This window comes from Streptomyces sp. LBL, assembly GCF_029893585.1.
In the GTDB taxonomy this organism is placed as follows: Bacteria; Actinomycetota; Actinomycetes; order Streptomycetales; family Streptomycetaceae; genus Streptomyces.
The window spans coordinates 199,871-225,489 of record NZ_JARXYX010000010.1 but is presented as its reverse complement, the minus strand read 5'-3'; the positions used below and the strand labels follow the sequence as shown (position 1 = coordinate 225,489).

Genomic DNA, 25,619 nt, shown 5'->3' with positions numbered 1-25,619 from the left:
GCCTGCCCTCGTGCGGCCGTGCGCGAGGGAGATCAAAAGCTTTCGCCCGTTGATCATTCTCGGTGCAGGACTTGCACTGAATGTCGGTGTCCACAGTTCGGGGGCAAGCCCCCTGCGGCCGGTCGGTCACGGTGCCGCCGGGCGTCGTACGGTTGGGTCTACGAGCAGGTCGAACCACACCGCCTTGCCCTCAGGGTGCGTCGGCCCGCAGTACGGGATGTCCGGACCGTGCCCCCAGCGGCCCTCCGTGACGCAGTCCACCAGGTACAGGCCTCGGCCCCCGCCTCGCTCCCACGTCTCACCCGTCAGTTCTCTTATCACGGGCGGATTCTCGTCCCCGTCGTAGACGACTACTCGCAACCGCCCCTCCTCCACCAGCAGCCACAGCACGGTGCCGTCACCGCCCTTCGCGTGCACGCAGGCGTTGGTGACGAGTTCGGAGGTGCAGAGCATCGCGTCGTCGACGAGGGGGCCGTCCAGTTCCAGGGTGCGCAGGACGGTGGCGACGAAGTCGCGGGCGATGTGGGGGGACGTGTCGAGCGGTGGACAGATGAGGGTGTACGAGGGCATGGGGCATCAACTCCGGTGGGTGAGGGGGGTTTGCGCGCGCCCGGTCGCGTTGCTGTCCGGCGCCCCGGTGCCTACGGCTGGGGTGGCGCTTCCAACGGGAGGCAGGCGCGCGGGAGTTGCAGATGAGTGACCGGTTGGACACTCTCCGTGAGATACGCTACGACCATAGCGCCTCAACTTGAGGCATCACAACATTTCCCGGAAATGGAGGACACATGGCCGCGAAACCCAACCCCACGGCCCGTCAAGCACGGTTGGGCGCAGAACTGCGCAAGCTGCGCGAGGCCGCCGATGTGTCGAACCGGGAGGCCGCCGAGTTCCTGAACACCAGCCCGACCCAGATCAGTCACATCGAGGCAGGAAGATTCGGCATCAGCGAAGAGCGGTTGCGCAGGCTGGCCGAGTTCTATGCCGCCCCCGACCGCAGGCTCGTAGATGCATTGGTCGAGATGGCCAACGACCGCAGCAAGGGCTGGTGGGAAAACTACCGAGGTGTCGTTCGCCTCAGGGCCCTGGATCTGGCCGAGTTGGAGCACCGCGCCTCATACGTGCGCACGTTCCAGGTGGTGCACATCCCCGGAGTCCTCCAGACCGAGGAGTACGTGCGCGCGGCCTCGCTCTTCGTGGCGCCGGACCGTCCGGAGAGCGACCGTGAGGCTCACGTCGCATTCCGCATGCACCGCCAGACAATCGTCGAGTCCGGGATGCCGTACGACGCGATCATCCACGAAGCCGCACTGCGTATGCATGTCGGTGGACCTCAGGTCGCCCGCGCTCAGCTTGAGTATCTCCTGCGCATGTCCGACAGGGCGAACATCACGATTCGAGTGATTCCCTTTGTGGCCGACGGCTTCGCCGGAGCGGGCTTCCCCATGCAGTACGTTGGCGGAGTTGTCCCCCAGCTGGACACAGTGCAGATCGACACGACGCACGGCGCCGAGTTCATCGACGCCCCCGCCCAACTGATCCGCTATCGAGACCGCCTTGAACGAGTGGACAGCGCTGCCCTTCCGCAGGAGGCTTCTCTTGACCTCGTCCGCCGTATCGCCCAGGGACTGTGAAAGGCCTGCCGTGTCTGAGCCCCTCCGCTGGCAGAAGTCGTCGTACTCCGGGGGCGACGAGGACACAGACTGCGTGGAGATAGCCGCTGCCCCCGGCGTGGTATACCTCCGCGAGAGCGACACCCCGACCACGATCCTCTCGCCCACCCCCACCGCCCTCAACGCCCTGCTCACGACAGTGAAAGGCGCCTCGACGTCGCTCCGCTGGCAGAAGTCGTCGTTCTCCGGAGGCGGCGCCGACACCGACTGCCTGGAGATAGCCGCCACCCCCACCACCCTCCACCTCCGCGAGAGCGACACCCCGGCCGCCATCCTCTCGCCCACCCCCACCACCTTGAACGCCCTGCTCACGACGGTGAAAGGCGCTGCGACGCCCCGTAGGTGACGGCTCAGGCGATCGCGTGTCCCGTCGTCGCGTCCACATGATCCGGCACCTCGTCGTGGCGGTCGCCGACCGTGGACGTGCCGGTGGGTTCGAGGAGGAGGATCTCGGTTGCCCGCGGAGCGTACGGCTTGTGTTCCGTGCCGCGCGGGACCGTGAAGACCGCGCCCTTGGGGAGGACGACCGTGCGTTCGCCGCCGGTCTCCCGCAGGGCGATGCGCAGTTCGCCGTCCAGGACCAGGAAGAACTCGTCGGTGTGGTCGTGGACGTGCCAGACGTGTTCGCCCTCGACCTTCGCGACGCGTACGTCGTAGTCGTTGACGGCGGTGACGATGCGGGGGCTCCACTGCTCGGTGAAGGAGGCGAGGGCGGCGGACAGGCGTTTCCGACCCGCCGCCGGGGAGACGGTGAGGCTATGAGGACAGTACGAGATTCCTCGTACGCGACCGGCTCCTCGGCATCGGTGACGGCCATCCGATGACACAAAGGACTGCTTGCACAGCCGAGTTGGCCAGGCCTATAGTTCCAACGCGTCCAGTTTGTAAGGCTTTTGACGCCTCAATTCATGCAGCACCGTATCGCAGTGGCGAGTCTTTTCGGGACCGTTGGCCATACGACGATCTCCGCACTTTCCTCCGTTTCCGCCTTGAAGCGGCCTAGACTTGACCATCCGGTACATGTGCACCGCCGCTTGTTCTTTCCCAGCTGTTCTGGAGAACGGAAACACGTGAAGTCGAAGACGACGACGGAAAAGGCTTCTTGCAAGCCTGTGTCACGGTATCGGCTGATAGGTCTGGCCACCGCGAGTGTGCTTACCGCGGGAGCCTTGACCGCCCTGGTGCCGACGACCGCACAGGCCGGGACCGCCGCGCCGTCAGGGCCGTCAGGGCCGTCAGGGCCCTCAGGGCCCTCAGCGCCGAACACACTGCAACATGCCTTCGCGGCGGCCGCCGCCAAGTACCACATCCCCGCCGAGGTGTTGCTCGCCGTGGCGTATCAGGAGTCGGCGTGGGATGCCCATTCCGGTCAGATGAGCACCAGCGGCGGCTACGGTCCGATGCACCTCACCGATGTCACCCCCGCGATACTGGCCGGCGGTCCGGCCGGGGCAGTGGGGCGGGCGGACCTCACCGCGATGGGGAAGGACCCCGCCCTGCACACGCTGCAGGCGGCGGCGAAGCTCACCGGCCTGCCCCTTGCCGAGCTGCGTGAAGATCCCGCCGCCAACATCGCGGGAGGTGCCGCGCTGCTCGCCTCCTACCAGCAGGCCGTGACCGGCGGCCGGCCGTCGGACGCCGGCCAGTGGTACGGAGCGGTGACCCGCTACAGCGGCTCGTCGCAGAAACGGGGCGCCACGGCGTTCGCCAACCGCGTCTACGCCACCATCAGGACCGGGGCCACGCGCACCACCCTCGACGGCCAGCGGGTGTCGATGAGCGCCGACCCGAAGGTCCGCCTCGCGACCGGGCAGTTGAGCAGGCTCTCCCTGACCGGCGCCGCGGCATCCGCGGCGACCGAGTGCCCGCCGGAGGTCTCGTGCACGTTCGTGCCGGCGGCGTCGTCCAACGGCCAGGTCGCCAACCGTCCGGCCAACGGCGTCAGGGTCGATACGGTCGTCATCCACGACACCGAGTCGTCGTACGAGTCGGCCATCGCGACGTTCCAGAAGCCGGGCGGCAGTTCCGCGCACTATGTGATGCGGTCCTCGGACGGCGCGGTGACGCAGATGGTGCCCACCAAGGACGTCGCCTTCCACGCCGGCAACTACTCGACGAACCTGCACTCCATCGGCATCGAACACGAGGGTTACGCCGCGCACGGGGGCACTTGGTACACCGAAGCGCAGTACGAGGCCACGGCGTCCCTGGTGCGGTACCTCTCGGACCGCTTCGGCATACCGCTGGACCGTGAGCACATCATCGGCCATGACAATGTCGCCGGCCCCAGCTCCAGCCTCGTCGCGGGCATGCACTGGGACCCGGGAACCTCCTGGGACTGGGAGCACCTCATGAGGCTGCTCGGCGCTCCGGCGAGGGGACGGCACGGGGTCGGGCCGGTCGGCTCGGCGGTGACGATCACCCCCGGCTTCACCGAGAACCAGCAGACCCTGCAGATCTGCCCCGTCGACGACCCCACCGGCGCCACTCCCGCCTGCACCAGTCAGCGGCAGCCCTCCAACTTCGTCTTCCTGCGCACCGCGCCCAGCGACACCGCCCCACTCTTCGGTGACCAGGCCATTCACAAGGGCGGCGCGGGCACCGACCAGATCAGCGACTGGGGATCCACCGCCCAAGGCGGACAGCAGTTCGTGGTGGCTGACGTCGACGGCGACTGGACCGCCATCTGGTACAGCGGCGCGAAGGTCTGGTTCCACAACCCGGACGGCATCAACACCACTCCCGCGTACGGCGTGAGGCTGGTCTCGGCCGCGGGCACCACTCCGGTGGCCGTCTACGGCTCCAGCTACCCCGACCGAGCGGAGTACCCTGCCGGGCTGTCCCCCTCGACGCAGGCACCCATCAGCTACTACACCGTCCCCGCCGGCCAGGCGTACGTCGCCACCCGGCCGCCGGCCAACACCGACGACTACTTCACGTCCGGGGCGGTCGTCACCGGCGCCAAGCAGATGTACACCATCCAGTACAACCACCGCGTCGCGCTGGTCTACTCCGCGGATGTGACCGCCAGCTGCGTGTGACCCCGGGCTCCGGCTCATCGCGCTGACCCGCCGAACGAACCTCAAGAGCTGCGGCGGGAGACCGGACTCAGCCCGTCGGCCTACCGGCGGCGTTTCGGACCGGCCGCCGGGGAAGCGGTAGCGGTATGAGATTCCTCGTACGCGACCGGCTCCTCGGCATCGGTGACGACTACTGGATCGAGGACGACCACAACAACAAGGTCTTCCTCGTCGACGGCAAGGCGATGCGGCTGCGGGACACCTTCGAGCTGAAGGACACGCAGGGGCGGGTCCTCATCGACATCCACCAGAAGATGTTCGCCCTGCGCGACACGATGGTCATCGAGCGGGAGGGCGCGCCGCTCGCGACCATCCGGCGCAAACGGCTGTCGCTGCTGCGCAACCACTACCGCGTCGCCCTGGCGGACGGCGGCACGGAACTCGACGTCAGCGGCAGGATCCTCGACCGCGAGTTCGCCATCGAGTACGACGGTGAGCTGCTGGCCGTCATCTCGCGCCGGTGGCTGCACATCCGCGAGACCTACGGCGTCGACGTCGTCCGGGAGGACGCGGACCCGGCGCTGCTGATCGCGGTGGCGGTATGCGTGATCCACCTGGCGGAGAAGGAACGGGAGGACGACTGACTGACTGACTGACTGACGGACGGACGGACGCACGGTCTGGCGGACTGGCGGACTGGCGGACTGACGGGCTGACGGGCTAACCCCTGTCCGGAGCCCTGAGCCCCAGCACCCGGTCTTTCAGCGCCGGGAACTGCTCCCGGGTCGTCGCGACCTTCGCAGGGTCGAAGTCGACCGTGAGGATCTCCTCGTCGGCGCCCGCCTCCGCCAGGACGGTGCCCCACGGATCGACCACGATCGAGTGACCCGCCTGCGGAACTCGGGCATGTGTCCCGGCCGTTCCACACGCGAGCACGAACGCCTGGTTCTCCACCGCCCGCGCCTGAGCCAGCAGCGTCCAGTGCGCCCGGCGGCGCTCCGGCCAGCCCGCGGGGATCACCAGGGTCTCGGCGCCGGCGTCCACGAGACCGCGGAAGAGTTCGGGGAAACGGAGGTCGTAGCAGGTCGCCACACCGATGGTCGTATCCGGCAGACGCACCGTCACCAGATCCTCGCCCGCGCTCATCAGCACGGCCTCGCCCTTGTCGAAGCCGAAGCGGTGAATCTTGCGGTAGACGGCGGCCAGGTCGCCGGAGGGTGAGAAGACGAGGGAGGTGTTGTAAAGGGGTCCGCCACCCGCGGGGGAGCCGCTGTCAGACGCCGCCCGGTCGTACACCGCCCGTTCCGGAATCGAGCCCGCGTGCAGCCACACGCCCGCGTCGCGCGCGGCCTTGGCCATGGCCTCGTAGGTCGGTCCCTCGAGCGGTTCGGCCTCGCGCCCGAAATCCTCGTACGCGAAGGCACCCGTGGTCCACAACTCGGGCAGGACGACGAGATCCACACCGGCCTGACCCCGTACCAGTGAGGCCACGCGACGTCGGCGGGACTCGACCGATTCGCCCTCGTCGACGGCGATCTGGATCAGAGAGGCGCGCACACTACCACCGTCCTGGCATTCGAGCCGTCCATACGGGCCTACGATCGTCACACGAAAGCACTGCCGGGGTGCCTCGCAGCAGCGTAACTTAGCGTCTCAAGACACCCGCCGACAGCTACCTCCCGCAGGCAACGCCGCCGCCACAACCACCCGAGTACCGACCGCCGAGGGGTCCCGTTCCGTGAGTCTGCATCCCACCCTCCAGCCCTACGCCGACGCCTGGACCCACTCCATCGACGCGATATCCGAGCTGGTGCTGCCCCTTGTGGAGGGAGAGTGGAACCGGCGTACCCCCTGCCCCGGGTGGTCGGTGCGAGATGTGGTCTCCCACGTCATCGGCCTGGACTGCGAGATGCTCGGCGACCCGCGCCCCATCCACACGCTTCCGCGCGATCTGTTCCACGTCACCAACGACAACCAGCGCTACATGGAGATGCAGGTCGACGTCCGCCGCCACCACACGGCGCCCGAGATGACCTCCGAGCTGGAGTACGTGATCATCCGGCGCAACCGCCAGCTGCGCAACGAGTCGCGCGACCCGGGTACCAAGGTGCGCGGCCCGCAGAGCACCGAACTCACCCTCGAAGAGGCGATGCGTTCCCACGCGTTCAACCTGTGGGTGCACGAACAGGACCTGCGTACCGCCCTCGGCCGCCCCGGCAACCTCGACTCCCCCGGCGCGCACATCGCCCGTGACGTGCTGCTCGACGCGCTGCCCGAGGTCGTGTCGGTCAAGGCCGACGCACCGCGCAGCTCGGCGATCGTCTTCGACGTGCACGGTCCCGTCGAGTTCCTGCGCACGATCCGCGTCGACATCCAGGGCCGCGGCACCCTCGAATCCACCCCGGCCCTCGGCCCGGCCGCCACCCTCTCCCTCGACTGGGAGACGTATGTCCGCCTCGCCTGCGGCCGCGTGACACCGGAGGCGGTGTCGGACCGGGTGAAGGCGGAGGGGGACCCCGCGCTCACGGGGTCGATCCTGAGGAACTTCGCGGTGACGCCGTAGGCCGTGGGGGTGGCAGTGCCGGTGAGGTGGCAGTGCGCAGTGCCGTGGGGGTGGCAGTGCTGAGGTGGCAGTGCGCAGTGGCGGTGGAGTGGCGGTGCTGAGGAGGCACTACGCAGTGCCGGTGAGGTGGGCCGCGCGGCCCGGCGCTTCCGGGTGGGGGGTACATGCTCTGCCCGCCCGCAGTCACGCCCGCGTCACGCGGGTACGTGCACCGTCTCCACCCGGCTCGCCACCAACCGCTCCCGCTCCCGCCGAGCCGCCCGCTTCCGCAGCCGCAGCACCTGGCTGACCCCGACGGCCTGCAGCACGAACACCGAGGAGAACGCCACGGTGTAGTTGTCGCCCGTGGCGTCGAGGAGCACTCCGATCGCGAACAGCGTCGTCATCGAGGCCATAAAGCCCCCCATGTTCGTGATCCCGGACGCCGTCCCCTGCCGCTCCGGCGGATTCGCCGGCCGCGCGAAGTCGAACCCGAGCATCGACGCCGGCCCGCACGATCCCAGCACCGTGCACAGCACCACCAGCAGCCACATCGGCGCATGGTCACCGGGATACGCCAGGGTCACCGCCCACATCAGCGAAGTCGCCCCCACGGTGCCCAGCGCCAGCGGCAGCCGTGCCCCGTGATGCCGGGCGACGATCTGGCCGTACACCAATCCGATCACCATGTTCGACAGCACGACCAGAGTGAGCAGTTCACCGGCCGTGGCCCGCGTCAGTCCCTGCGCCTCGACCAGGAACGGCAGCCCCCACAGGAGCAGGAACACCATCGCCGGGAACTGGGTCGTGAAGTGCACCCACATCCCCAGCCGCGTCCCCGGCTCCCGCCAGGACGCGGCGATCTGCCGCCGTACGTACGCGGCCCCGTGGTGCGGGAACGGCTCCGGCTCGTGTCCCTCCGGGTGATCCTTGAGGAAGAGCAGCAAGAACACCAGGACGACGACACCCGCGACCGCGCTGCCCGCGAAAGCCGCCGTCCAGCCGACGCCGTGCAGCAGCCGGGCCAGGACGAGAGTGGAGACCAGGTTCCCCGCCATACCGATCAGGCCCGCGAACTGCGCCACCATGGGTCCGCGGCGGGCCGGGAACCAGCGGGTGCCGAGCCGCAGTACGGCGATGAAGGTCATCGCGTCCCCGCAGCCCAGCAGCCCGCGCGCGGCGAGGGCCATGCCGTACGACGGCGAGAACGCGAAGGCGAGCTGACCGGCCGTGAAGAGCACCGCGCCCAGACTCAGCACCTTCTTCGTGCCGAGGCGGTCCACCAGCAGGCCGACGGGTATCTGCATGCCCGCGTACACGAGGAGCTGGAGGATCGAGAAGGTCGACAGCGCCGAGGCGCCCACGTGGAAACGGTCGGCCGCGTCGAGGCCGGCGACCCCGAGGGACGTACGGAAGATGACGGCGACGAAGTAGACGGAGACACCGACGCCCCAGACGGCCATCGCGCGCCGGCCGCCCGGCGGATCGCCGGGCAGCAAACCCGAGGATGCCGAGGAGGCTGAAGATGCCGAGGAACCGCTCATCGGACTTCGCCCCGGGCCAGGTGCGAGAACCAGCCGACGTGCCGGTGGACGACCTCGACCGCGGCCTCCGCGTCCCCGGAGCGCAGCGCCTCCAGGATCTCCTCGTGTTCGACGAGGGTCTTGGCGATCCGGCCGGGGTGGGAGTGCAGCACCGCGACACCCATCCGCAACTGGCGGTCGCGAAGCTGGTCGTAGAGCCGGGAGAGGATCTCGTTGCCGCCACTGCGGACGATCTCGGCGTGGAAGCAGCGGTCGGTGACAGCGGACCCGGCCAGGTCGCCCGCGGCGGCCTGCTCCTTCTGCTTCGCCAGCAGCCCTTCGAGCCGTTCGATCAGCCCGGCGGGGGCCGGTACGGCCTTGCGGGCCGCGTGCTCCTCGACCAACAGCCGGGTCTCGACGACGTCCGCGATCTCCTGGGCGGAGACGGGCAGGACGAGGGCTCCCTTTTTCGGGTACAGCTTGATGAGCCCCTCGACCTCCAGCCGGAGCAGCGCCTCGCGCACCGGTGTGCGAGAGACTCCGACGGCCTCGGCGAGTTCACCCTCGGTGAGGAGGATGCCGCCTTCGTAACGGCGGTCCAGAACACCCTGCTTGACGTGGGTGTAGACGCGGTCGGCGGCGGGCGGGAGCTTCACGGCCAGGGACATGCCGACATCATAGATACAACAGGTACACATGATGGAGACCGTCCGGCATACGGGACGGTAGCGGCACCCGCACTCCCCCTCGGCACACGATCGAGGGATCTTCCGGCAAAAAACCTGACCCCGCCTCAGCGGCCGTACAACTTTCTGTGCTAGTTACGTGTCACACACCTGCGGCCCCTTTTTCTTCGCATCACCTCAACACGGCCGCACTTCAAGGGCATTCGAGACAATCGGGGTTTCTCAGTTGATAACCGCCATCAAGGACGGCTTCCAGGTTGTCCGCTTCCGCAGAGCCGCCGCCGTCGCCATGACCGCCGGCGCCGTCCTCGCGACCGGAGCCCTCACCGCGGCACCCGCGCAGGCCGTAGCCACGCCCACGATCGTCGCCGCCGGCGGCTACGTGATGAACAACGCGACCGGCACGACGCTGCTCGGCAAGGCCGCTGACACCAAGCGCTCCACCGGTTCCACGACGAAGATCATGACCGCGAAGGTGGTGCTCGCGCAGCCGAACCTGAACCTGGACACCAAGGTCACCATCGCGAAGGCGTACAGCGACTACGTCGTCGCCAACAACGCCTCCCAGGCCCATCTCATCGTCGGTGACAAGGTCACCGTGCGGCAGCTGCTGTACGGGCTGATGCTGCCGTCCGGCTGCGACGCCGCGTACGCACTGGCCGACAAGTTCGGCTCCGGCACGACGCGTGCGGCGCGGGTGAAGTCGTTCATCGGCAAGATGAACACCCAGGCGAAGAGCCTCGGTCTGACGAACACGCACTTCGACTCGTTCGACGGCATCGGCAGCGGCTCCAACTACTCGACGCCGCGCGACCTGACGAAGATCGCCAGCAGCGCGATGAAGAACGCCTCGTTCCGTGCGCTGGTGAAGACGAAGGCATACACCGCGAAGACCGTCACCAAGACGGGCAGCACCCGCACGATGGGCACGTGGACCAACACCAACGGGCTGCTCAGCAGCTACAGCGGCACGATCGGTGTGAAGACGGGCTCCGGCCCCGAGGCGAAGTACTGCCTCGTCTTCGCCGCCACCCGAAACGGCAAGACGGTCATCGGCACCGTCCTCGCCTCCACCTCCATCCCGAATCGGGAGGCCGACGCGAAGAAGCTGATGAACTACGGTTTCGCGAAGCTGGGCTGACGATACGTCAGCTAGCAACAGGTGAAGGGCCCCTCGCCACCGGCGAATTCGAGGGGCCCTTTTTCCCAGCTGACGGCGACCTCGGAAGGATCCGGCGCTGTACGAGGACGGCCAACTCTTCCTGCACCGCGTCAGCGGCTACGTCGGGGGAGACGACCCGATGACGTTGGCTCACTCGAACCGGTGACGCCGGTCCGGTGGAGCGCTCCTGCCCGCCTGCCCGCCGGCCCGCTCCACCCCGCACCTGCCGGAATCGTCGTCCCCCGTCGGACCTCAGAGTGTCGGCGCCTGATGGCCGTTCCGGCCCATCCGACGGAGCCCATCCGCGAACGCCGCCCACGCCGGGGCGGCCAGCTGGACTATGGGTCCGTCCGCGTTCTTGGAGTCACGGAGGGCGATGGTGCCGGGGATGTTGCGGGCGATTTCGACGCACTCGCCGTGCGCGTCGCCGCTGCTATACGTGGACTTCCTGAAGTCGAACTCGGACACGATGGCCTACATCTCCTTGCGGACACTGTCGATGAGTCTGACGGAGTTGCTGTGTGCCAGCCCGAGCCGCGTGATGCGATCGAAAATCGCGTTGTGGTGGGCAGCATCAGTTTCGCTCTCCAGCCAGACCTTCGTCGACAAGGTATCCACCTGTACGACGTCCAGGGCACCGGGTTCCGCGAAGGACACCACCGTGAAAGCACAGGTCATCCCAGGGTGAGCACCCACGATGAACGGGACGATCTGCACCCGCACGTTGGGCAGGTGCGCGGCCTCCAACAGGTGCTCCAACTGTGCCCGCATGACGTCCCGCCCGCCGACCAGTTGGCGCAGTGCTCCCTCGTGCAGCAACGCCCAGAGCTGTAGCGGGCGTTCGCCGGTCAGTCTCACCTGCCGAGCCATCCTCGCCTCGACGAAGGTCTCGATCTCGTCCAGATCTTTCCAGGCCCCGTTCCCGACCGCGAGGGCACGAGCGTAGTCAGCTGTCTGCAATAGGCCGGGGACGAAGGTCAGTTGCCAGGTGCGGAGTTCCGTGGCGATATCCTCCAAGGCCACGTACTCGATCTGGGCCGTCAGATGCGGGTACTGGTTCCACCACCCCTTGGCCTTGCGCCTTTCTCGGTCCGCCTTGGCCAGAGCCAGCAGCTTGCCGATCACCGATTCGTCGGACTCGCCGTACAGGTGGCACAGAGCCCTGACATCGGGATCCCGCAGAGGTACCTGTCCCCGTTCGATCTTCGCAACCTTCGTCACTGAGGCCGTCAGAGCCTCGGCAGCGCGCATCTGACGCAGGTCGCACTCCTCCCGCATGCGCAGCAGCTCTCCACCGAGGCGACGCCCCAGAACGGTCGTGATCGTCTTCCCTCGGTCGGGATTCGTGCCTGCCATGTCGCGCTCCCTCCCGATCAGTCGCCCCAGTCTGGGGTCCGATGCCCCCAACCTCAAAACCAGGGACAGCAATCTTTCTGTCCAAGTTGGTTGCTGCCCATCCCACGGAGAGGCTACCGTCAGTACCCAGTCGCTCACTAAGAGAAATCGGTTGGGTGAGGTGCAGCACTGTGATGCCCTCACTGACGTTCCACGGCGGAGCCACCCCAACTACCCCCACATCGCACAAGGAGGTGCGTTCCATGACCGACTCCTGCCCTCCCGCACACCCCAAGGTCTACGACCGTTACGACGCCGTCAGCTACGCCCCGTACTCGCAGAACATCACCCGCGCCCGCAGACACGTCGCTCAACTCGCCGTCGACTGGGGCCACCCCGGCGCCGCCGGCGACGCGGCACTGCTGGCAAGCGAGTTGTGTACGAACGCCCTGCTGCACGGATGTCTCCGGGACCGCCTGTTCCGCGTGGAGACGTCGCTGAAAGGCAACGCTCTCCGGGTGGCCGTGACCGACCCGCGGGGAGAACGCCTCCCGATCCCCTACACAGCCGCCTCCGACGACCAGTTCGGCCGCGGCCTCCTCATCGTCCGTGCGCTCGCCTGCCGCTGGGCCGTGGAGAAGCTCACCGTCGGCAAGACGATCTGGGCGGAACTGGATATTCCGGGGAGCCCTGGTCCGTAGTCCGCTGAGCCTTCTTCGACGCTGCCGCGGTGGCTTCCGGCGGTGGATGTCTGCAAGGAGTTGGGGCATCCGAACATGTGCCTGATGAGCACCGAGAGATTCTCGAGACAGTGACTGGAGGTCACTGTCTCAGCATTCCCGCAGATCGGGAGTGGCGCCGAGACTTGCGCCTCATCGATCTTCAGGGCCTGACCCTCCTCGTCAACGGCTGCACCAAACCCACCTGCGCCCCCTTCAGACAAGGGGGCGTCGAGGTGATCGAGACGGTCCAGCGGGGATTGCTCCTACGCCCTCCACGAGGCCGAGGTGCAGCCCGCCGACTTGAGGGCTCCGATCGCGTACGCGATGCCGGAGCAGGTCGCGGAGGCCATCGTCCGGCTTGAGGCGCACAATCTTCGGGTCGACGAAGAGCTTACGGTCGCCCAACGCGAATCGCTCGCTGTGCAAAGGGAAATGCTGGAGATGCAGCGCGCCACGCTCGCCACGCAGCAAGCCATCGCCCAGGCCGTGGATCGCATCGCGACCCGGCTCGACGTCATGACGCTCGACCGTCCGACGCCCACCGCCGACTTCTCTGCGCAGCCGACCACCGAGTCGGTACTGGCCGACTGGCGGCAGCGGCTGTCCGTGACGTCGGACGTCTGGGCGGTGGCGGTGGTGATCGCCCCGGTTCTCGTCGAGCAGGGTGAGCTGCGTCAGCCGCTCGATGCGATCGCGGCACGTACCGGGCTGTCGGTGCACCGTGTCAACGAATGCCTGCGTCTGCTGCGCAAGCACGCCTGCATCCACTCACGGGGCGGGACGGAGGACGGGGCGCCTGTCTACGTACTCGACCGCTCTTGACGGACGTGCTGGACTGGTTCTGACGGACTGAAGGGTGGAAGGGCAAAAGGGCGGTCGCAACAGGTACTTGCGGCCGCCCTTCCAAGGTTCAACGAATCCCGTCCCGGCTGGTCACGCCCAGCTGATCAACCTCTTCGGCTGCTCCAGGATCGCCGCCACATCCGCCAGCACCTTGGAGCCCAACTCCCCGTCCACCAGACGGTGGTCGAAGGAGAGCGCCAGGGTCGTGACCTGGCGGGGCTTCACCTTGCCCTTGTGGACCCACGGCTGGAGCTTGATCGCGCCGACCGCGAGGATCGCCGACTCACCCGGGTTGAGGATCGGCGTGCCCGTGTCGATGCCGAAGACGCCGACATTGGTGATCGTCACCGTGCCGCCCTGCATCGCGGCGGGGGATGTCTTGCCCTCCCGTGCCGTCGAGACCAGTTCGCCCAGGGACTCCGCCAGTTGCGGGAGCGTCCTGGCCTGGGCGTCCTTGATGTTCGGGACGAGCAGGCCGCGGGGGGTGGCCGCCGCGATGCCCAGGTTGACGTAGTGCTTGAGCACGATCTCCTGAGCCGCCTCGTCCCAGGACGCGTTGATGTCCGGGTTGCGCTTGATCGCCACCAGGAGCGCCTTGGCGATCAGCAGGAGCGGGTTCACACGCAGGCCCGTGAACTCCTTGTCCTGCTTGAGCTCCTCGACCAGCTTCATCGTCCGCGTCACGTCGACCGTCACGAACTCGGTGACGTGCGGGGCCGTGAACGCGGAACCGACCATGGCCTGGGCGGTGGCCTTGCGGACACCCTTGACGGGGATACGGGTCTCACGCGTCCCGTCGTACGACGCCACCGGCGCCTGAGGTGCCGAAGCGGCCGGAGCCTGCGTCACCGGTTCAGGAGCGGTCTGCGCCGGGGTCACCGCCGCGTGCACGTCCTCCCGCGTGATGATGCCGTCCGGGCCGGACGGGACGACCGTCGCCAGGTCCACACCCAGATCCTTGGCCAGTTTGCGCACCGGCGGCTTGGCCAGCGGGCGGGGCTTGACCGAGGCGGCCGTACCGTGGCCGTTCAGCTCCGCCTGGATCTCTGTCGACGCCTCCTGGACCGGGATCTCCGGGCCCTTGCGGGGGCGGCGCTTGGTGGAGGAGACCGCCACGCCGTAGCCGACGAGGACCGGCACACGGCCGGAGCCCTCCGGCTCACCGGGCTTCTTCTCGGGGTTCTGCTCGGGGTTTTTCTCCGCGAGTGCCGGGGCCTCAGCGGGAGCCGCCGCCGGCGCCTCGGTGGCAGCCGCGCCGCCGCCCGCCACGTCCACCGCGATGATCGCCGTGCCCACGTCCACCGTGGTGCCCTCGGCGAAACGGAGTTCCCGCACCACCCCGTCGTAGGGGATGGGCAGTTCGACGGCCGCCTTGGCCGTCTCGACCTCGCACACCACCTGGCCGTCCGTGACCGTGTCACCAGGCTGGACGTACCACTTGAGGATCTCCGCCTCCGTGAGGCCCTCGCCCACGTCCGGCATCCTGAACTCGCGTACGGACGCTTCCGTCATCGTCGTCACGACCCTCTCCTCAGTACGCCAGCGAGCGGTCGACGGCGTCGAGTACCCGGTCCAGGCCCGGCAGATACTCGTCTTCCAGGCGGGCCGGCGGGTACGGGGCGTGATAGCCGCCGACCCTCAGCACCGGGGCCTCCAGATGGTAGAAGCAGCGCTCCGTGATCCGGGCCGCGATCTCCGCGCCGGAACCGAAGAACACCGGGGCCTCGTGCACCACCACCAGGCGACGGGTTTTCTCCACCGAGGCCTGGATGGAGTCGAAGTCGAGGGGGGACACCGACCGCAGGTCCAGCACTTCGAGGGACTTGCCCTCCTCGGCGGCGGCGTCGGCCACCTCCCGGCAGAGCTTCACCATCGGGCCGTACGCGACCAGCGTCAGGTCCGTGCCCGCCCGGACCACCTGGGCCTTGTGCAGGGGGCCCGGGATCGCCTCGGTGTTGACCTCGCCCTTGTCCCAGTAACGCCGCTTCGGCTCGAAGAAGATCACCGGGTCGTCGCTCTGGATGGCCTGCTGCATCATCCAGTACGCGTCCGACGCGTTCGAGGGGGAGACGACCTTCAGCCCCGCCACGTGCGCGAAGAGCGACTCGGGTGACTCCGAGTGGTGCTCGACCGCGCCGATCCCGCCGCCGTACGGAATCCGCACCACGACCGGCATCTTGACCTTGCCCAGCGACCGGGCGTGCATCTTCGCCAGCTGCGTGACGATCTGGTCGTAGGCGGGGAAGACGAAACCGTCGAACTGGATCTCCACCACCGGCCGGTAGCCGCGCAGCGCCAGGCCGATCGCCGTGCCCACGATGCCGGACTCGGCGAGGGGGGTGTCGATGACCCGGCTCTCGCCGAAGTCCTTGTGCAGACCGTCCGTCACCCGGAAGACCCCGCCGAGCTTGCCGACGTCCTCACCCATGATCAGGACCTTGGGGTCGGTCTCCATGGCACGGCGCAGCGACTCGTTGATCGCCTTCGCCAGTGGCAGGCTCTTTGACGTTGTCGTCCCGGCCATCTCAGTTGCCCCCCTCTGCGTCCGCGAACGACGCCTGGTAGGCGGCGAACTGCGCGCGTTCCTCGTCGACGAGCGCATGCCCGTCCGCGTACACGTGCTCGAAGATGGCAAAGCGGTCCGGGTCCGGCATGGCACGGACCGCTTCGCGCACTCGCCTGCCCAACGCCTCGCTCTCCGCCTCCAGTTCCGCGAAGAATCCCTCGTCCGTGTGGTTTGAGGCCTCCAGATGGCGGCGAAGGCGCAGGATCGGGTCCTTCGCCTCCCATGCCTCGCGCTCCTCGTCGGCCCGGTACTTGGTCGGGTCGTCGGAGGTGGTGTGGGCGCCCATGCGGTACGTGTACGCCTCGACCAGGGTCGGGCCCTCGCCGCTGCGGGCGCGCTCCAGCGCCCACTTGGTGACCGCGAGGCAGGCCAGCACGTCGTTGCCGTCGACGCGGACGCCGGGGAAGCCGTACCCCTGCGCGCGCTGGTAGAGCGGGACACGGGTCTGCTTCTCGGTGGGCTCGGAGATCGCCCACTGGTTGTTCTGGCAGAAGAACACCACGGGGGCGTTGTAGACCGCGGAGAACGTGAAGGACTCGGCGACATCGCCCTGACTGGAGGCGCCGTCGCCGAAGTAGGCGATGACCGCGCTGTCCGCGCCGTCCTTGGCGACGCCCATCGCGTAACCCGTGGCGTGCAGGGTCTGGGAGCCGATCACGATCGTGTAGAGGTGGAAGTTGTTGCTGTCCGGGTCCCAGCCGCCGTGGTTCACACCGCGGAACATGCCGAGGAGGTTGGTCGGATCGACCCCGCGGCACCAGGCGACGCCGTGCTCACGGTAGGTCGGGAAGACGTAGTCGTCCTCGCGGGTGGCGCGGCCGGAGCCGATCTGGGCGGCCTCCTGACCGAGCAGCGAGGCCCACAGCCCGAGCTCGCCCTGGCGCTGCAGCGAGGTGGCCTCGGCGTCGAAGCGGCGGGTGAGCACCATGTCGCGGTACAGACCGCGGAGCTCTTCGGGAGTGATGCCGGCGACGTACTTGTCGTAGGCGGCGCTCTTGACGCGCTTGCCCTCGGGCGTCAGCAACTGGATGAGTTCGGGCTCACCCCCTGGCGGCTTCTTCGCGGTCGCCGAGGCTTTCTTGGCAGTCGGGCGCTTGCCGGCCGTGCTCTTCGCACCGGTCGTACCTGCGCTGCGTCGCGGTGTGGGCGCGGCAGTGCTCTCCACGGTCACGTGTGCTCCTCCGTCGGTCCGGCTACCCGGGTTCGCCGGGCGCCAGTGCGGCTCACCTGTTTCCTCAAGGACGCACGGGGTGGGTGCGGCCCGTTCGGAACAGGCGTGACAGGTTGCCCCGGCGAGCGCCCTGCACAGGGCACGTTACCCAGTGCCCCACATTTCTGTGAAACCCCTCCTGACCTGCGTTTTTGCTTGGATTTCCAAGTAAAAACGCAAAACCGGGAACAGTTCCTGGTCACAGCCTTGCAGGGGGCCGGAACAACGGCACGTTATCCCGGTGACCCAGGTCACGGGAAGGGTAGGCCGAGGGAGGGATCACAGACCCCGTGTGAGACGGACCGCGTCCGCGAAGACGGAGAAGTCAGGCATTCGCGGCTCCTGGACGGCAGTTTCGAGAGGACGGCCCGACCGTGCGGTCGGAACGGTCGGAACGGTCGGAACGGTCGGAACGGTCGGAACGGTCGGAACGGTCGGAACGGTCAGCTGGCGTTGCCGTTCACAACCAGCCCCGGGAGCCACTTCGAGCACCTCCCGTGATCGAAAGCGACTGCCTGTGACAACTCCCAGCTCGGAGGCCCTGTCGGTGCCCTAGCATCGGGCAGCGTGCCGCGCTCCTCTGTACCACCGCTCATGCCCCACGCGCCCCCGTTGGGCGCCCTCCTCCGCCAGTACGCCGCCGGGTCCGTCCTCACCTGCGAGCCCGTCGACCAGGGGTTGCTCAACCGCGGCTACCGCCTGTGCACGACCCGCGGCCGCTACTTCCTCAAGCATCACTTCGACCCCGAGACCGCCGACCCTGCCGCGATCGCCCGCCAGCACCGGGCCACCCAGCGACTGGCCGACCTCGGCGTCCCGGTCGCACCCCCGCTGACCGGCCGCGACGGACGCACGGTCGCCGTCGTCGGCGGCCACGCCTACGCCCTGCACCCCTGGATCGAGGGCCGCCACCGCCACGGCGGCCAGCTCACCGGCGCCCAGTGCGCACGGCTCGGGGCGCTGCTCGGCATGGTGCACGCGAGCCTGGAACACGTGATGCCCAGGCAACCGCGGACGCGCGCCCGGCCGGCCGACAAGCCCCCGCGGGCGGAGAGTCCGGCTCCCGCCGCCCGTCGTTGCCTTACCGACAGAACCGACCCTGCCTACCGTCCTGACTTTGCCGACAGGATCGACCCTGCCAACCATCGTGGCCCTACCGACAGGATCGACCCTGCCAACCATCGTGGCCCTACCGACAGTCCCGATCCGGCAGAAAATTCCGATCCTGCAGACAGTCCTGAGCCTGCCGACAGTCCCGATCCCGCAGACAGTCCTGACCCTGCCGACACCTTCACCCTCATCGACGAATTACTCGTCCGTGTACGCCGGCACCGGCCCGCCGACTCCTTCGACGAGCTGGCCCGGCACCGGCTCCTGGAGCGGCGCGCGCTGCTGGAACGGCACGCCGACCGACGGCCTCCGCGCGGAGGCTCGGTGGGCTGGGTGCACGGGGACTTCCACCCCTTCAACCTGCTCTACCAGGGCGACGCCCCGGCCGCGATCGTCGACTGGGACCGGCTCGGAGTGAAGCCCCGCGCGGAGGAGACCGTACGCGCCGCCGCGATCTTCTTCGTGCTGCCCACCGGCGCCCTCGACCTGCCGAAGGTGCGGGCCTACGCGCGCGCGTACCGGCGTACGGCCGGCGCCACGCCCTCCGAGCTCACGGCGGCCGCGCACCGCGTGTGGTGGGAGCGTCTGAACGACTTCTGGATGCTGCGCTGGCACTACGAGCGCGGCGACACCCGCGCGGACCCCCAGTTCCCGGCCGCCTCGGCGCTCGCGGTGTGGTGGACACGTGAGTACGACGCGGTGTGCGACGCGTTCGCGGACTGAGCGGTCGTCGATGGAGATGAGGGGTCGTCGATGGAGAGACCTCTCTTAAGGACGGCCTGCACAACAGCACGCGCGCGTGGAGCCCGTTTCCGGGTCGCACGCGCGCGGGGTTGCTGCTGCGGTGGGGGGTCGGACCGTCAGGTTGCGCCGCCGCCCTCGGTCCCGCCGTCGCCCGTGACGCCCCCGACCGGACCACCCGTCGGGGTCTCGGGCGTCCCGGTGTCCGCAGGGGTCTCGGGCGTCCCGGTGTCCGCAGGGGTCTCGGGCGTCCCGGTGTCCACCGGGGTCTCGGGCGTCGGTTTGCCCGTGGCCGACTGCGACGGCTCGTAGGACGGCTTGTACGAGGGCGTGTAGTCCGGACCGGAACCCGTACCCGGGTATGTACCCGTGCCCGTGCCGTTGTCCGTGTCCGTGTCGGTGGACTCGTCGGTCGGCTCGTCGGATGGCGTCTCGTCGGCCGTCTCGTCGGTGGTGGTCTTCGAGCTGGTGGTCGGCGACGGGCTCGTGTTCGTCTTGCCGCCGCTCTTGTCGCTGTCGCCGTTGAGCGCGAGCGCCACGCCCGCCGCGATGGCGATCACCGCGAGGACGGCGAGGATCCACAGCTTGCCGCGGCCCCCACCCTTGCCGCCGTGCCCCTCGAAGCCGCCTTCGTCCTCGCCGCCGTAGCGGTTGGGCAGGATCGGCTGCGGGATCTGCGCGGTGCCGGAGGGGTCGGCCCCGGGGTGCGGCAGTACGGCCGTGCCGGCCATGCCCACCGCAGGGGTGTGCCGGCCGTCGTGCGCGCCGACGGGGCCGGTGTTCCAGGTGCCGGTGTGGCCGCCCTGCTCGTACAGCATCTGCAGGCCGTACTGGATCAGCCCGCGCATCTCCTCGGCCGTCTGGAAACGGTCGTCCGGGTCCTTGGCGAGCGACCGCATGACGAGGCCGTCGAGCTCCGGCGGAACGCCGTCGGAGACCTGCGACGGCGGCGTCGGGATGTCCTGGACGTGCTGGTAGACCACCGACAGCGGGGTCTCGCCGGTGAACGGGGGCCGCAGCGCCAGGAGTTCGTACAGCAGACAGCCCGTGGCGTACAGGTCGGAACGGTGGTCGACGGCCTTGCCGAGCGCCTGCTCCGGGGAGAGGTACTGCGGGGTGCCCATGACCATGCCGGTCTGCGTCATCGTCGTGGAGGCGCCGTGCAGGGCGCGGGCGATGCCGAAGTCCATCACCTTCACGGCGCCGTTCTCGGTGATGATGACGTTGGCCGGCTTGATGTCGCGGTGCACGATGCCGTGCTGGTGCGAATAGGCGAGCGCCTCCAGGACACCCGAGACGATGATCAGGGCCTGCTCGGGCCCGGGCGCCTCGGCGTTCAGGAGCAGATCGCGGATCGTGCGACCCTCGACGATCTCCATCACGATGTACGGCACTGACTGGCCGCCGACGAAGTCCTCGCCGGAGTCGTACACGGCGACGATCGCGTGGTGGTTGAGCCCGGCCACCGACTGTGCCTCGCGCGTGAAGCGCGCCTTGGAGACGGGGTCCTCGGCGAGGTCCGCGCGCAGCAGCTTGATCGCCACGGTGCGCCCGAGGCGTACGTCCTCGGCGGCGAACACCTCGGCCATGCCGCCGCGTCCGAGTCTGCGGGTCATCCGATATCGGCCGTCGCCGACCAGTCCGCCGTTACCCCACATTTCCGGCGCATCTGACATTCCGCCGCCAGTCGCCTCGGGGTCGGACGGGCCCTGAGCGCGCTGCTGCTGTGCCATCAGTCCTCGCCGTCGTTTCTGCCCGCGGTGCGCGCGGTGTTGTTACGGTCTCCGTCGGCCACGCTACAGCCTCCGCGCAAGCCTCCGGTCCGGGAAGGCCCGGCGGGCCGGACCGAGACAGACCGGCCATCAAACCCGTCATACATGTCGGCGTGCAAATCCTGTGTACCGGTCGTGCGTTCGCGGTAACGCTTCCGCGACGCTTCCTTCGCTTACGGTCACGGAACGGGCACCGAGCTTGACGTGTCCGTGCCCTCGGGCAGACTTGGCCGGGAATAGCACATTGGATCAACGATTTTCGAGATCCTGTCGGGATCGACGACTCGGCACCCGCCACATTCGCCGGCGTCCGAAAGGGTACGGGGGGCGCAGAACATGAGCCAGGACGCCACACACGGCCGGTATTCGGGGCGGGCGCTGGCGGGCGGCCGCTATCAGCTGCGCGACCTGCTCGGCGAGGGCGGCATGGCCTCGGTCCACCTCGCGTACGACGCCGTGCTCGACCGCCAGGTCGCGATCAAGACACTCCACACCGAGCTGGGCCGCGAGCAGGCCTTCCGCGAGCGCTTCCGCCGCGAGGCCCAGGCCGTGGCCAAGCTCACGCACACCAACATCGTCTCGGTCTTCGACACCGGCGAGGACGAGCTCGACGGTGCGAACATGCCGTACATCGTCATGGAGTACGTCGAGGGCCAGCCCCTCGGCTCGGTGCTGAACGCGGACGTACGGCAGCACGGCGCGATGCCCGCCGACAAGGCCCTGAAGATCACCGCGGATGTGCTGGCGGCGCTGGAGATCAGCCATGAGATGGGGCTGGTCCACCGCGACATCAAGCCGGGCAACGTGATGATGACCAAGCGCGGGGTCATCAAGGTCATGGACTTCGGCATCGCGCGTGCCATGCAGTCCGGGGTCACCTCCATGACCCAGACCGGCATGGTCGTCGGCACCCCCCAGTACCTCTCGCCGGAGCAGGCGCTGGGCCGCGGGGTGGACGCCCGCTCCGACCTCTACTCGGTCGGCATCATGCTGTTCCAGCTGGTCACCGGGCGGCTCCCGTTCGACGCGGACTCACCGCTGGCGATCGCGTACGCGCACGTCCAGGAGCAGCCGGTCGCTCCCTCGTCGGTCAACCGCGCCCTGCCGCCGGCCGTGGACGCGCTGGTCGCCCGGGCGCTGAAGAAGAACCCGAACGAGCGTTTTCCGAGTGCCGAGGCCATGCGCGACGAGTGTCTGCGCGTGGCCTCGTCCTTCCAGTCGGCCGCCCCGAGCATCGTCCCGGGCGCCCCGACGCCGAGCGGCGCGGGCGTCGGTTCCGCGGTGTTCCCGCCGGTCGGCCAGACGCCGTCGCCCCAGGGTCACGTCCAGACGCCGTCGCCCCAGGGTCACGTCCAGGCGCCATACCAGCCGCCCCCGAATCCGTACGCCACTCCCGCGCCGCCGACGCCCTCCCCGGCGTACGGCTATCCGCAGCAGGGCGGCTACCAGACGCCCGGCCCGGCCGCGTACGCCCCGCAGCACGGCGCGCAGCACGGCGCGTCGACCCCGCCGCCGTACAACCTCGCACCCGAGTCGGCCCCTTCGGGGGGTGGCGGCAAGAGCAACAGGCCGGTGGTCATCGGTTCGATCGTCGTCTCGCTGGTCGCGGTGGGCGGGCTGGTCACAGCGCTGATGAGCGGCGGCGGCAGCGGCGACACCGCGGGCGGGGGCAACGGCGCCAGTGCCTCGACCTCGGCGTCCAAGGCCTCGGGCTACCGCGGACCGGACACGACGAAGACCGTCGAGACGACCGACTGCACCGAGCCGGAGGAGTCGTACAACGACCCCGGCAAGGTGCGGATGCCGGACTTCCAGTACAAGAACTGGGACTCGGTCATCACGTGCCTTCAGGCGGCGGGCTGGAAATACCAGAACAACCACGTCGACGAGAACACGTTCGGCGACGGCACCGTGATGAAGCAGTTCCCCTCCGCGGGCACCGACTTCGACCCGAAGGAACCGCCGAAGATGCAGTTCGACGTCTCCACGGGCAACCCGCCGTGATGGCTCCCGACAGGAGGAGGGCCCGGCAGCGCTGACGCAGGCTCCCTGGCCCTCCTCGTTCGTCGACTTGATCAGGCTTGGTCGGGCTTCATCAGGCTTGGTCGGGCTTCGTCAAGCCTGGACGGCTTACGGTAAAGGACTTATTGATAAAGGACTTACAGGTACGGGCCGCCCGAGCGGCCGCCCGAGCGGAGGTCGTCGGTGCCCTCCGGACCTCCTACGCCTGGAGGCAGGGCCCGGCGCATCGACTCCAATTGGGCGCGCGCGGCCATCTGCTGGGCGAACAGCGTGGTCTGGATCCCGTGGAAGAGACCTTCGAGCCAGCCGACCAGCTGGGCCTGGGCGATCCGCAGTTCCGCGTCGCTGGGCGTCTTGTCGTCCGTGAAGGGCAGGGAGATCCGCTCCAGCTCCTCGACGAGCTCCGGAGCCAGACCGTCCTCCAGCTCCTTCACCGAGCTGGCGTGGATCTCCTTCAGCCGCACCCGGCTCGCCTCGTCCAGGGGAGCCGCGCGGACCTCTTCGAGCAGTTGCTTGATCATGCTTCCGATCCGCATGACCTTCGCCGGCTGTTCGACCATCTCCGTCACCGGAACCTCGCGGGAGTCCTCGTCGCCTCCGCCACCGAGAGCCATTCCGTCCTGACCCACGACCAGGATCTGGGGGTTCTCCGGCGACCGTTCGTTCCTCGGCATCTCCATGCCGCCATTCTCTCGCACCACGACATTTCCTCAGCGTGGTGCCCCCGGTAAGGGCTGATCCACCGTTCAAGACGCCCGCCGGTTCCTCTGGACCCCTCAGAAATGCCGGGTTGATGGGCAGATGCCAGGCTTGTTCCGTGACTCCATGGGCACGGGCGGCGGTACTGGTCATCGTGGTGGGGGCGGGCGGGGTCATGGCTTTGTGCGGGGGCGCGGCAGCGTACGGGGGCGGCGCGGCTGCGTACGCGGGTGGGTCTGCGTACGCGGGTGGGTCTGCGTACGGCGCGGCGCGAGTGCACGGCGGCGAGTCCTCCCCGTCGGGCTCGGCGCCCGCGCACGGGCCCCTGCGGGCCTCCCCCTCCGTCTCGGCCTCCGTCGCTCCCTCTCCCTCCGGCGCCGCGCCCTCGCGGGCCGGGAGCCGCGCGGGTGAGGGGAGGGAACGGCCGGGGCGGCGGGAGCCGGTGGAGTCGGAAGCGGTGCCGCAGGACGAGGACGCCGTGGACGCCACAGACGCCGCGGACACCGATGAGGAGGCGGAGGACCACCAAGAGGCGGCGGGCGACGAAGAAGCCGGGGGCAACGAAGAAGCCGACGGCGACCTCGACAGCCAGGCGGACGACGACGTCAGCGCCGTACCGGAAGTGCCGAGGGAGGCCGTCCCCGTGCCGTCCGCATCACCGCAAGGGGCGGAGCAGCCGGCCGGGCGGCCCGCCGAGCCCCGGCTGGAGATCCTGCCGCTCGGCAGCGGGCTGATCCTCGTCGGGCTCGGTCTGGGGCTCGCGTTCCTCGCGCTCCGGGTGCGGCGGGGGGCCTCCTGACCCCAGTGCCTTTACGGAGTGTGCCTTTACGGAGCGACGAGCAGGACCTTCCCGATGTGGCCGCTCTCCTCCACCACCCGGTGTGCCGCGGCAGCGTCGCTCATGGGGATCTCCCGGTCGACGATCGGACGTACATGACCGGCGTCGATCAGCGGCCAGACGTGCTCGCGTACGGCCGCCACGATCGCCGCCTTCTCACCGAGCGGGCGGGCCCTGAGCGAGGTCGCGTTGATCGCGGCCCGCTTGGTGAGGAGGTTGAGGATGTTCAGCTCGGCCTGGACGCCGCCCTGCATGCCGATGATCGCGAGGCGGCCGTTGACAGCGAGGGCCTGCACGTTCCGGTCGAGGTACTGGGCGCCCATGTTGTCGAGGATGACGTCGGCGCCGGCCCCGTCGGTGGCCTTCCTGACCTCTTCGACGAAGTCCTGCTCGCGGTAGTTGACCAGGATGTCGGCGCCCAGTTCGGCGCAGCGCTCCAGCTTCTCCTTGGTGCCGGCAGTGACGGCGACCTTGGCGCCGAAGGCCTTGGCGAGCTGGATGGCCATCGTGCCGATGCCGCTGGACCCGCCGTGCACGAGGAGGGTCTCGCCGGGGCGGAGGTGGGCGATCATGAAGATGTTGGACCAGACCGTGCAGACCACCTCGGGCAGTGCCGCCGTCTGCTTGAGGCCGAGCCCCTGCGGCCGGGGCAGCAGTTGACCGGCCGGCACGGCGACCTTCTCGGCGTAGCCGCCGCCCGCGAGCAACGCGCACACCTCGTCGCCGACGGACCAGCCGGAGACACCGGGGCCGAGTGCGGCGATCCGTCCGGAGCATTCCAGGCCGGGGTGGGGGGAGGCGCCGGGCGGCGGGTCGTAGAAGCCCTGTCGCTGCAGGATGTCGGCCCGGTTGACGGCACTGGCCGCCACCTCGACCAGCACCTCGCCCTCGCCGGGGACGGGGTCCGGGGCCTCGCCCCACAACAGCGCCTCGGGCCCACCAGGTTCGGGAATCGTGATCGCATACATGAAGGGGACGCTACCCCTCGCCCACGCACCCGATCCGCCCGACCGCCCACTCGACCACCTCTCGACCACCTCTCGACCACCAACAGGGGGTCGCCTCGCTGCATCGAACCGACCCGAAGACCGTCCTGATGGCGGGCATCCGGCCGGTCGGCGAGATCGCCGAGATCGCCTGGGTGCTGCGCTGGGCTGG

The 25,619-nt window shown here is 68.9% G+C and carries 23 protein-coding genes and 2 pseudogenes; 12 read left to right on the top strand and 13 right to left on the bottom strand.

Translation table 11 applies throughout. The annotated features are described in order from the left end of the window. Nucleotides 1-126: 126 nt before the first annotated feature. A complete protein-coding gene (locus M2271_RS15010; protein ID WP_280887677.1) occupies nucleotides 127-570 on the bottom strand; it encodes an ATP-binding protein in 444 nt (147 codons plus the stop codon). 215 nt (nucleotides 571-785) lie between these two features. On the opposite strand from M2271_RS15010, the gene M2271_RS15005 reads away from it, so the two are divergent. From M2271_RS15005 to M2271_RS14995, 3 genes and pseudogenes are all read left to right on the top strand, one after another. Then, nucleotides 786-1,631 (top strand): Scr1 family TA system antitoxin-like transcriptional regulator, encoded by an 846-nt coding sequence (locus tag M2271_RS15005; protein WP_280887676.1) that lies wholly within the window; start codon nucleotides 786-788, stop codon nucleotides 1,629-1,631. A gap of 10 nt (nucleotides 1,632-1,641) precedes the next feature. After that, a pseudogene (locus M2271_RS15000) lies at nucleotides 1,642-1,803 on the top strand (DUF397 domain-containing protein); the annotation flags it as partial. 6 nt (nucleotides 1,804-1,809) lie between these two features. Next, complete coding sequence (locus tag M2271_RS14995) at nucleotides 1,810-2,016, top strand: DUF397 domain-containing protein (protein ID WP_280887716.1); 207 nt, start codon at nucleotides 1,810-1,812, stop codon at nucleotides 2,014-2,016. Between the two features lie 4 nt (nucleotides 2,017-2,020). Here M2271_RS14995 and M2271_RS14990 read toward each other — a convergent pair whose 3' ends face one another. Next, nucleotides 2,021-2,392: a cupin domain-containing protein gene (locus tag M2271_RS14990; protein ID WP_280887715.1), complete on the bottom strand. Its 372-nt coding sequence runs from the start codon at nucleotides 2,390-2,392 to the stop codon at nucleotides 2,021-2,023. 447 nt (nucleotides 2,393-2,839) lie between these two features. Here M2271_RS14990 and M2271_RS14985 point away from each other — a divergent pair, with 447 nt between their 5' ends. Both M2271_RS14985 and M2271_RS14980 read left to right on the top strand, forming a co-directional pair. After that, a complete protein-coding gene (locus M2271_RS14985; RefSeq protein ID WP_348539168.1) occupies nucleotides 2,840-4,711 on the top strand; it encodes an N-acetylmuramoyl-L-alanine amidase in 1,872 nt (623 codons plus the stop codon). A 125-nt stretch (nucleotides 4,712-4,836) separates the two neighbouring features. Next, the gene (locus M2271_RS14980; protein WP_280887674.1) at nucleotides 4,837-5,334 is read left to right on the top strand and encodes an LURP-one-related family protein; all 498 of its coding nucleotides are present in this window, start codon (nucleotides 4,837-4,839) and stop codon (nucleotides 5,332-5,334) included. A gap of 76 nt (nucleotides 5,335-5,410) precedes the next feature. Here the strand turns inward: M2271_RS14980 and M2271_RS14975 are convergent, their stop codons facing one another. Continuing rightward, complete coding sequence (locus tag M2271_RS14975; protein ID WP_280887673.1) at nucleotides 5,411-6,247, bottom strand: carbon-nitrogen family hydrolase; 837 nt, start codon at nucleotides 6,245-6,247, stop codon at nucleotides 5,411-5,413. A 181-nt stretch (nucleotides 6,248-6,428) separates the two neighbouring features. Here M2271_RS14975 and M2271_RS14970 point away from each other — a divergent pair, with 181 nt between their 5' ends. Then, nucleotides 6,429-7,253: a maleylpyruvate isomerase family mycothiol-dependent enzyme gene (locus M2271_RS14970; RefSeq protein WP_280887672.1), complete on the top strand. Its 825-nt coding sequence runs from the start codon at nucleotides 6,429-6,431 to the stop codon at nucleotides 7,251-7,253. A gap of 194 nt (nucleotides 7,254-7,447) precedes the next feature. Here the strand turns inward: M2271_RS14970 and M2271_RS14965 are convergent, their stop codons facing one another. Both M2271_RS14965 and M2271_RS14960 read right to left on the bottom strand, forming a co-directional pair. After that, entirely contained in the window at nucleotides 7,448-8,776 is a 1,329-nt protein-coding gene (locus M2271_RS14965; protein ID WP_280887671.1) for an MFS transporter, read from the bottom strand. Then, complete coding sequence (locus M2271_RS14960; protein ID WP_280887670.1) at nucleotides 8,773-9,423, bottom strand: GntR family transcriptional regulator; 651 nt, start codon at nucleotides 9,421-9,423, stop codon at nucleotides 8,773-8,775. Before M2271_RS14960 ends, M2271_RS14965 begins: the two co-directional genes overlap by 4 nt. Nucleotides 9,424-9,730: 307 nt before the next feature. Here M2271_RS14960 and M2271_RS14955 point away from each other — a divergent pair, with 307 nt between their 5' ends. Beyond that, a complete protein-coding gene (locus M2271_RS14955; RefSeq protein WP_280887714.1) occupies nucleotides 9,731-10,582 on the top strand; it encodes a D-alanyl-D-alanine carboxypeptidase in 852 nt (283 codons plus the stop codon). Nucleotides 10,583-10,855: 273 nt separating this feature from the next. On the opposite strand, the gene M2271_RS14950 is transcribed toward M2271_RS14955, so the two are convergent. After that, nucleotides 10,856-11,071 (bottom strand): DUF397 domain-containing protein, encoded by a 216-nt coding sequence (locus tag M2271_RS14950; RefSeq protein WP_280887669.1) that lies wholly within the window; start codon nucleotides 11,069-11,071, stop codon nucleotides 10,856-10,858. 6 nt (nucleotides 11,072-11,077) lie between these two features. Continuing rightward, nucleotides 11,078-11,959 (bottom strand): helix-turn-helix transcriptional regulator, encoded by an 882-nt coding sequence (locus tag M2271_RS14945; RefSeq protein ID WP_280887668.1) that lies wholly within the window; start codon nucleotides 11,957-11,959, stop codon nucleotides 11,078-11,080. A 242-nt stretch (nucleotides 11,960-12,201) separates the two neighbouring features. Here M2271_RS14945 and M2271_RS14940 point away from each other — a divergent pair, with 242 nt between their 5' ends. Continuing rightward, nucleotides 12,202-12,639, top strand: a complete 438-nt coding sequence (locus M2271_RS14940) for an ATP-binding protein (protein WP_280887667.1) — start codon at nucleotides 12,202-12,204, stop codon at nucleotides 12,637-12,639. Nucleotides 12,640-12,660: 21 nt separating this feature from the next. After that, a pseudogene (locus tag M2271_RS14935) lies at nucleotides 12,661-13,482 on the top strand (Bro-N domain-containing protein). Nucleotides 13,483-13,593: 111 nt separating this feature from the next. Here M2271_RS14935 and M2271_RS14930 read toward each other — a convergent pair. The 3 genes from M2271_RS14930 to pdhA are packed head-to-tail and all read right to left on the bottom strand — an operon-like array spanning nucleotide 13,594 to nucleotide 17,240. Continuing rightward, the gene (locus M2271_RS14930) at nucleotides 13,594-15,024 is read right to left on the bottom strand and encodes a dihydrolipoamide acetyltransferase family protein (protein WP_280887666.1); all 1,431 of its coding nucleotides are present in this window, start codon (nucleotides 15,022-15,024) and stop codon (nucleotides 13,594-13,596) included. Nucleotides 15,025-15,034: 10 nt separating this feature from the next. Further along, nucleotides 15,035-16,027, bottom strand: coding sequence for an alpha-ketoacid dehydrogenase subunit beta (locus M2271_RS14925; RefSeq protein ID WP_280887665.1), 993 nt, complete (start codon nucleotides 16,025-16,027; stop codon nucleotides 15,035-15,037). 1 nt (nucleotide 16,028) lies between these two features. Next, on the bottom strand, nucleotides 16,029-17,240 hold the full coding sequence (gene pdhA / locus M2271_RS14920; RefSeq protein WP_280887664.1) for a pyruvate dehydrogenase (acetyl-transferring) E1 component subunit alpha: 1,212 nt from the start codon (nucleotides 17,238-17,240) through the stop codon (nucleotides 16,029-16,031). Nucleotides 17,241-17,873: 633 nt separating this feature from the next. On the opposite strand from pdhA, the gene M2271_RS14915 reads away from it, so the two are divergent. Then, nucleotides 17,874-19,112 (top strand): phosphotransferase, encoded by a 1,239-nt coding sequence (locus M2271_RS14915; RefSeq protein WP_280887663.1) that lies wholly within the window; start codon nucleotides 17,874-17,876, stop codon nucleotides 19,110-19,112. Nucleotides 19,113-19,249: 137 nt separating this feature from the next. Here the strand turns inward: M2271_RS14915 and M2271_RS14910 are convergent, their stop codons facing one another. Next, nucleotides 19,250-20,863, bottom strand: coding sequence for a protein kinase (locus M2271_RS14910; RefSeq protein WP_280887662.1), 1,614 nt, complete (start codon nucleotides 20,861-20,863; stop codon nucleotides 19,250-19,252). A 375-nt stretch (nucleotides 20,864-21,238) separates the two neighbouring features. Between M2271_RS14910 and M2271_RS14905 the strand changes: the two genes are divergently transcribed. Then, nucleotides 21,239-22,906, top strand: a complete 1,668-nt coding sequence (locus tag M2271_RS14905) for a Stk1 family PASTA domain-containing Ser/Thr kinase (RefSeq protein WP_280887661.1) — start codon at nucleotides 21,239-21,241, stop codon at nucleotides 22,904-22,906. 155 nt (nucleotides 22,907-23,061) lie between these two features. Here M2271_RS14905 and M2271_RS14900 read toward each other — a convergent pair whose 3' ends face one another. Continuing rightward, nucleotides 23,062-23,604, bottom strand: coding sequence for a bacterial proteasome activator family protein (locus tag M2271_RS14900; RefSeq protein WP_280887713.1), 543 nt, complete (start codon nucleotides 23,602-23,604; stop codon nucleotides 23,062-23,064). Between the two features lie 137 nt (nucleotides 23,605-23,741). Here M2271_RS14900 and M2271_RS14895 point away from each other — a divergent pair, with 137 nt between their 5' ends. After that, on the top strand, nucleotides 23,742-24,422 hold the full coding sequence (locus M2271_RS14895) for a hypothetical protein (RefSeq protein WP_280887660.1): 681 nt from the start codon (nucleotides 23,742-23,744) through the stop codon (nucleotides 24,420-24,422). A 26-nt stretch (nucleotides 24,423-24,448) separates the two neighbouring features. Here M2271_RS14895 and M2271_RS14890 read toward each other — a convergent pair whose 3' ends face one another. Then, nucleotides 24,449-25,429, bottom strand: a complete 981-nt coding sequence (locus M2271_RS14890) for an NAD(P)H-quinone oxidoreductase (protein WP_280887659.1) — start codon at nucleotides 25,427-25,429, stop codon at nucleotides 24,449-24,451. Nucleotides 25,430-25,619 lie beyond the last annotated feature (190 nt).

Coding starts and splice junctions, on each gene's coding strand:
- M2271_RS15010 (WP_280887677.1), bottom strand. CDS start 570: ATGCCCTCGTACACCCTCATCTGTCCACCGCTCGACACGTCCCCCCAC.
- M2271_RS15005 (WP_280887676.1), top strand. CDS start 786: ATGGCCGCGAAACCCAACCCCACGGCCCGTCAAGCACGGTTGGGCGCA.
- M2271_RS14980 (WP_280887674.1), top strand. CDS start 4,837: ATGAGATTCCTCGTACGCGACCGGCTCCTCGGCATCGGTGACGACTAC.
- M2271_RS14965 (WP_280887671.1), bottom strand. CDS start 8,776: ATGAGCGGTTCCTCGGCATCTTCAGCCTCCTCGGCATCCTCGGGTTTG.
- M2271_RS14960 (WP_280887670.1), bottom strand. CDS start 9,423: ATGTCCCTGGCCGTGAAGCTCCCGCCCGCCGCCGACCGCGTCTACACC.
- M2271_RS14955 (WP_280887714.1), top strand. CDS start 9,731: ATGACCGCCGGCGCCGTCCTCGCGACCGGAGCCCTCACCGCGGCACCC.
- M2271_RS14945 (WP_280887668.1), bottom strand. CDS start 11,959: ATGGCAGGCACGAATCCCGACCGAGGGAAGACGATCACGACCGTTCTG.
- M2271_RS14940 (WP_280887667.1), top strand. CDS start 12,202: ATGACCGACTCCTGCCCTCCCGCACACCCCAAGGTCTACGACCGTTAC.
- M2271_RS14925 (WP_280887665.1), bottom strand. CDS start 16,027: ATGGCCGGGACGACAACGTCAAAGAGCCTGCCACTGGCGAAGGCGATC.
- M2271_RS14915 (WP_280887663.1), top strand. CDS start 17,874: ATGCCCCACGCGCCCCCGTTGGGCGCCCTCCTCCGCCAGTACGCCGCC.
- M2271_RS14910 (WP_280887662.1), bottom strand. CDS start 20,863: ATGGCACAGCAGCAGCGCGCTCAGGGCCCGTCCGACCCCGAGGCGACT.
- M2271_RS14905 (WP_280887661.1), top strand. CDS start 21,239: ATGAGCCAGGACGCCACACACGGCCGGTATTCGGGGCGGGCGCTGGCG.
- M2271_RS14900 (WP_280887713.1), bottom strand. CDS start 23,604: ATGGAGATGCCGAGGAACGAACGGTCGCCGGAGAACCCCCAGATCCTG.
- M2271_RS14890 (WP_280887659.1), bottom strand. CDS start 25,429: ATGTATGCGATCACGATTCCCGAACCTGGTGGGCCCGAGGCGCTGTTG.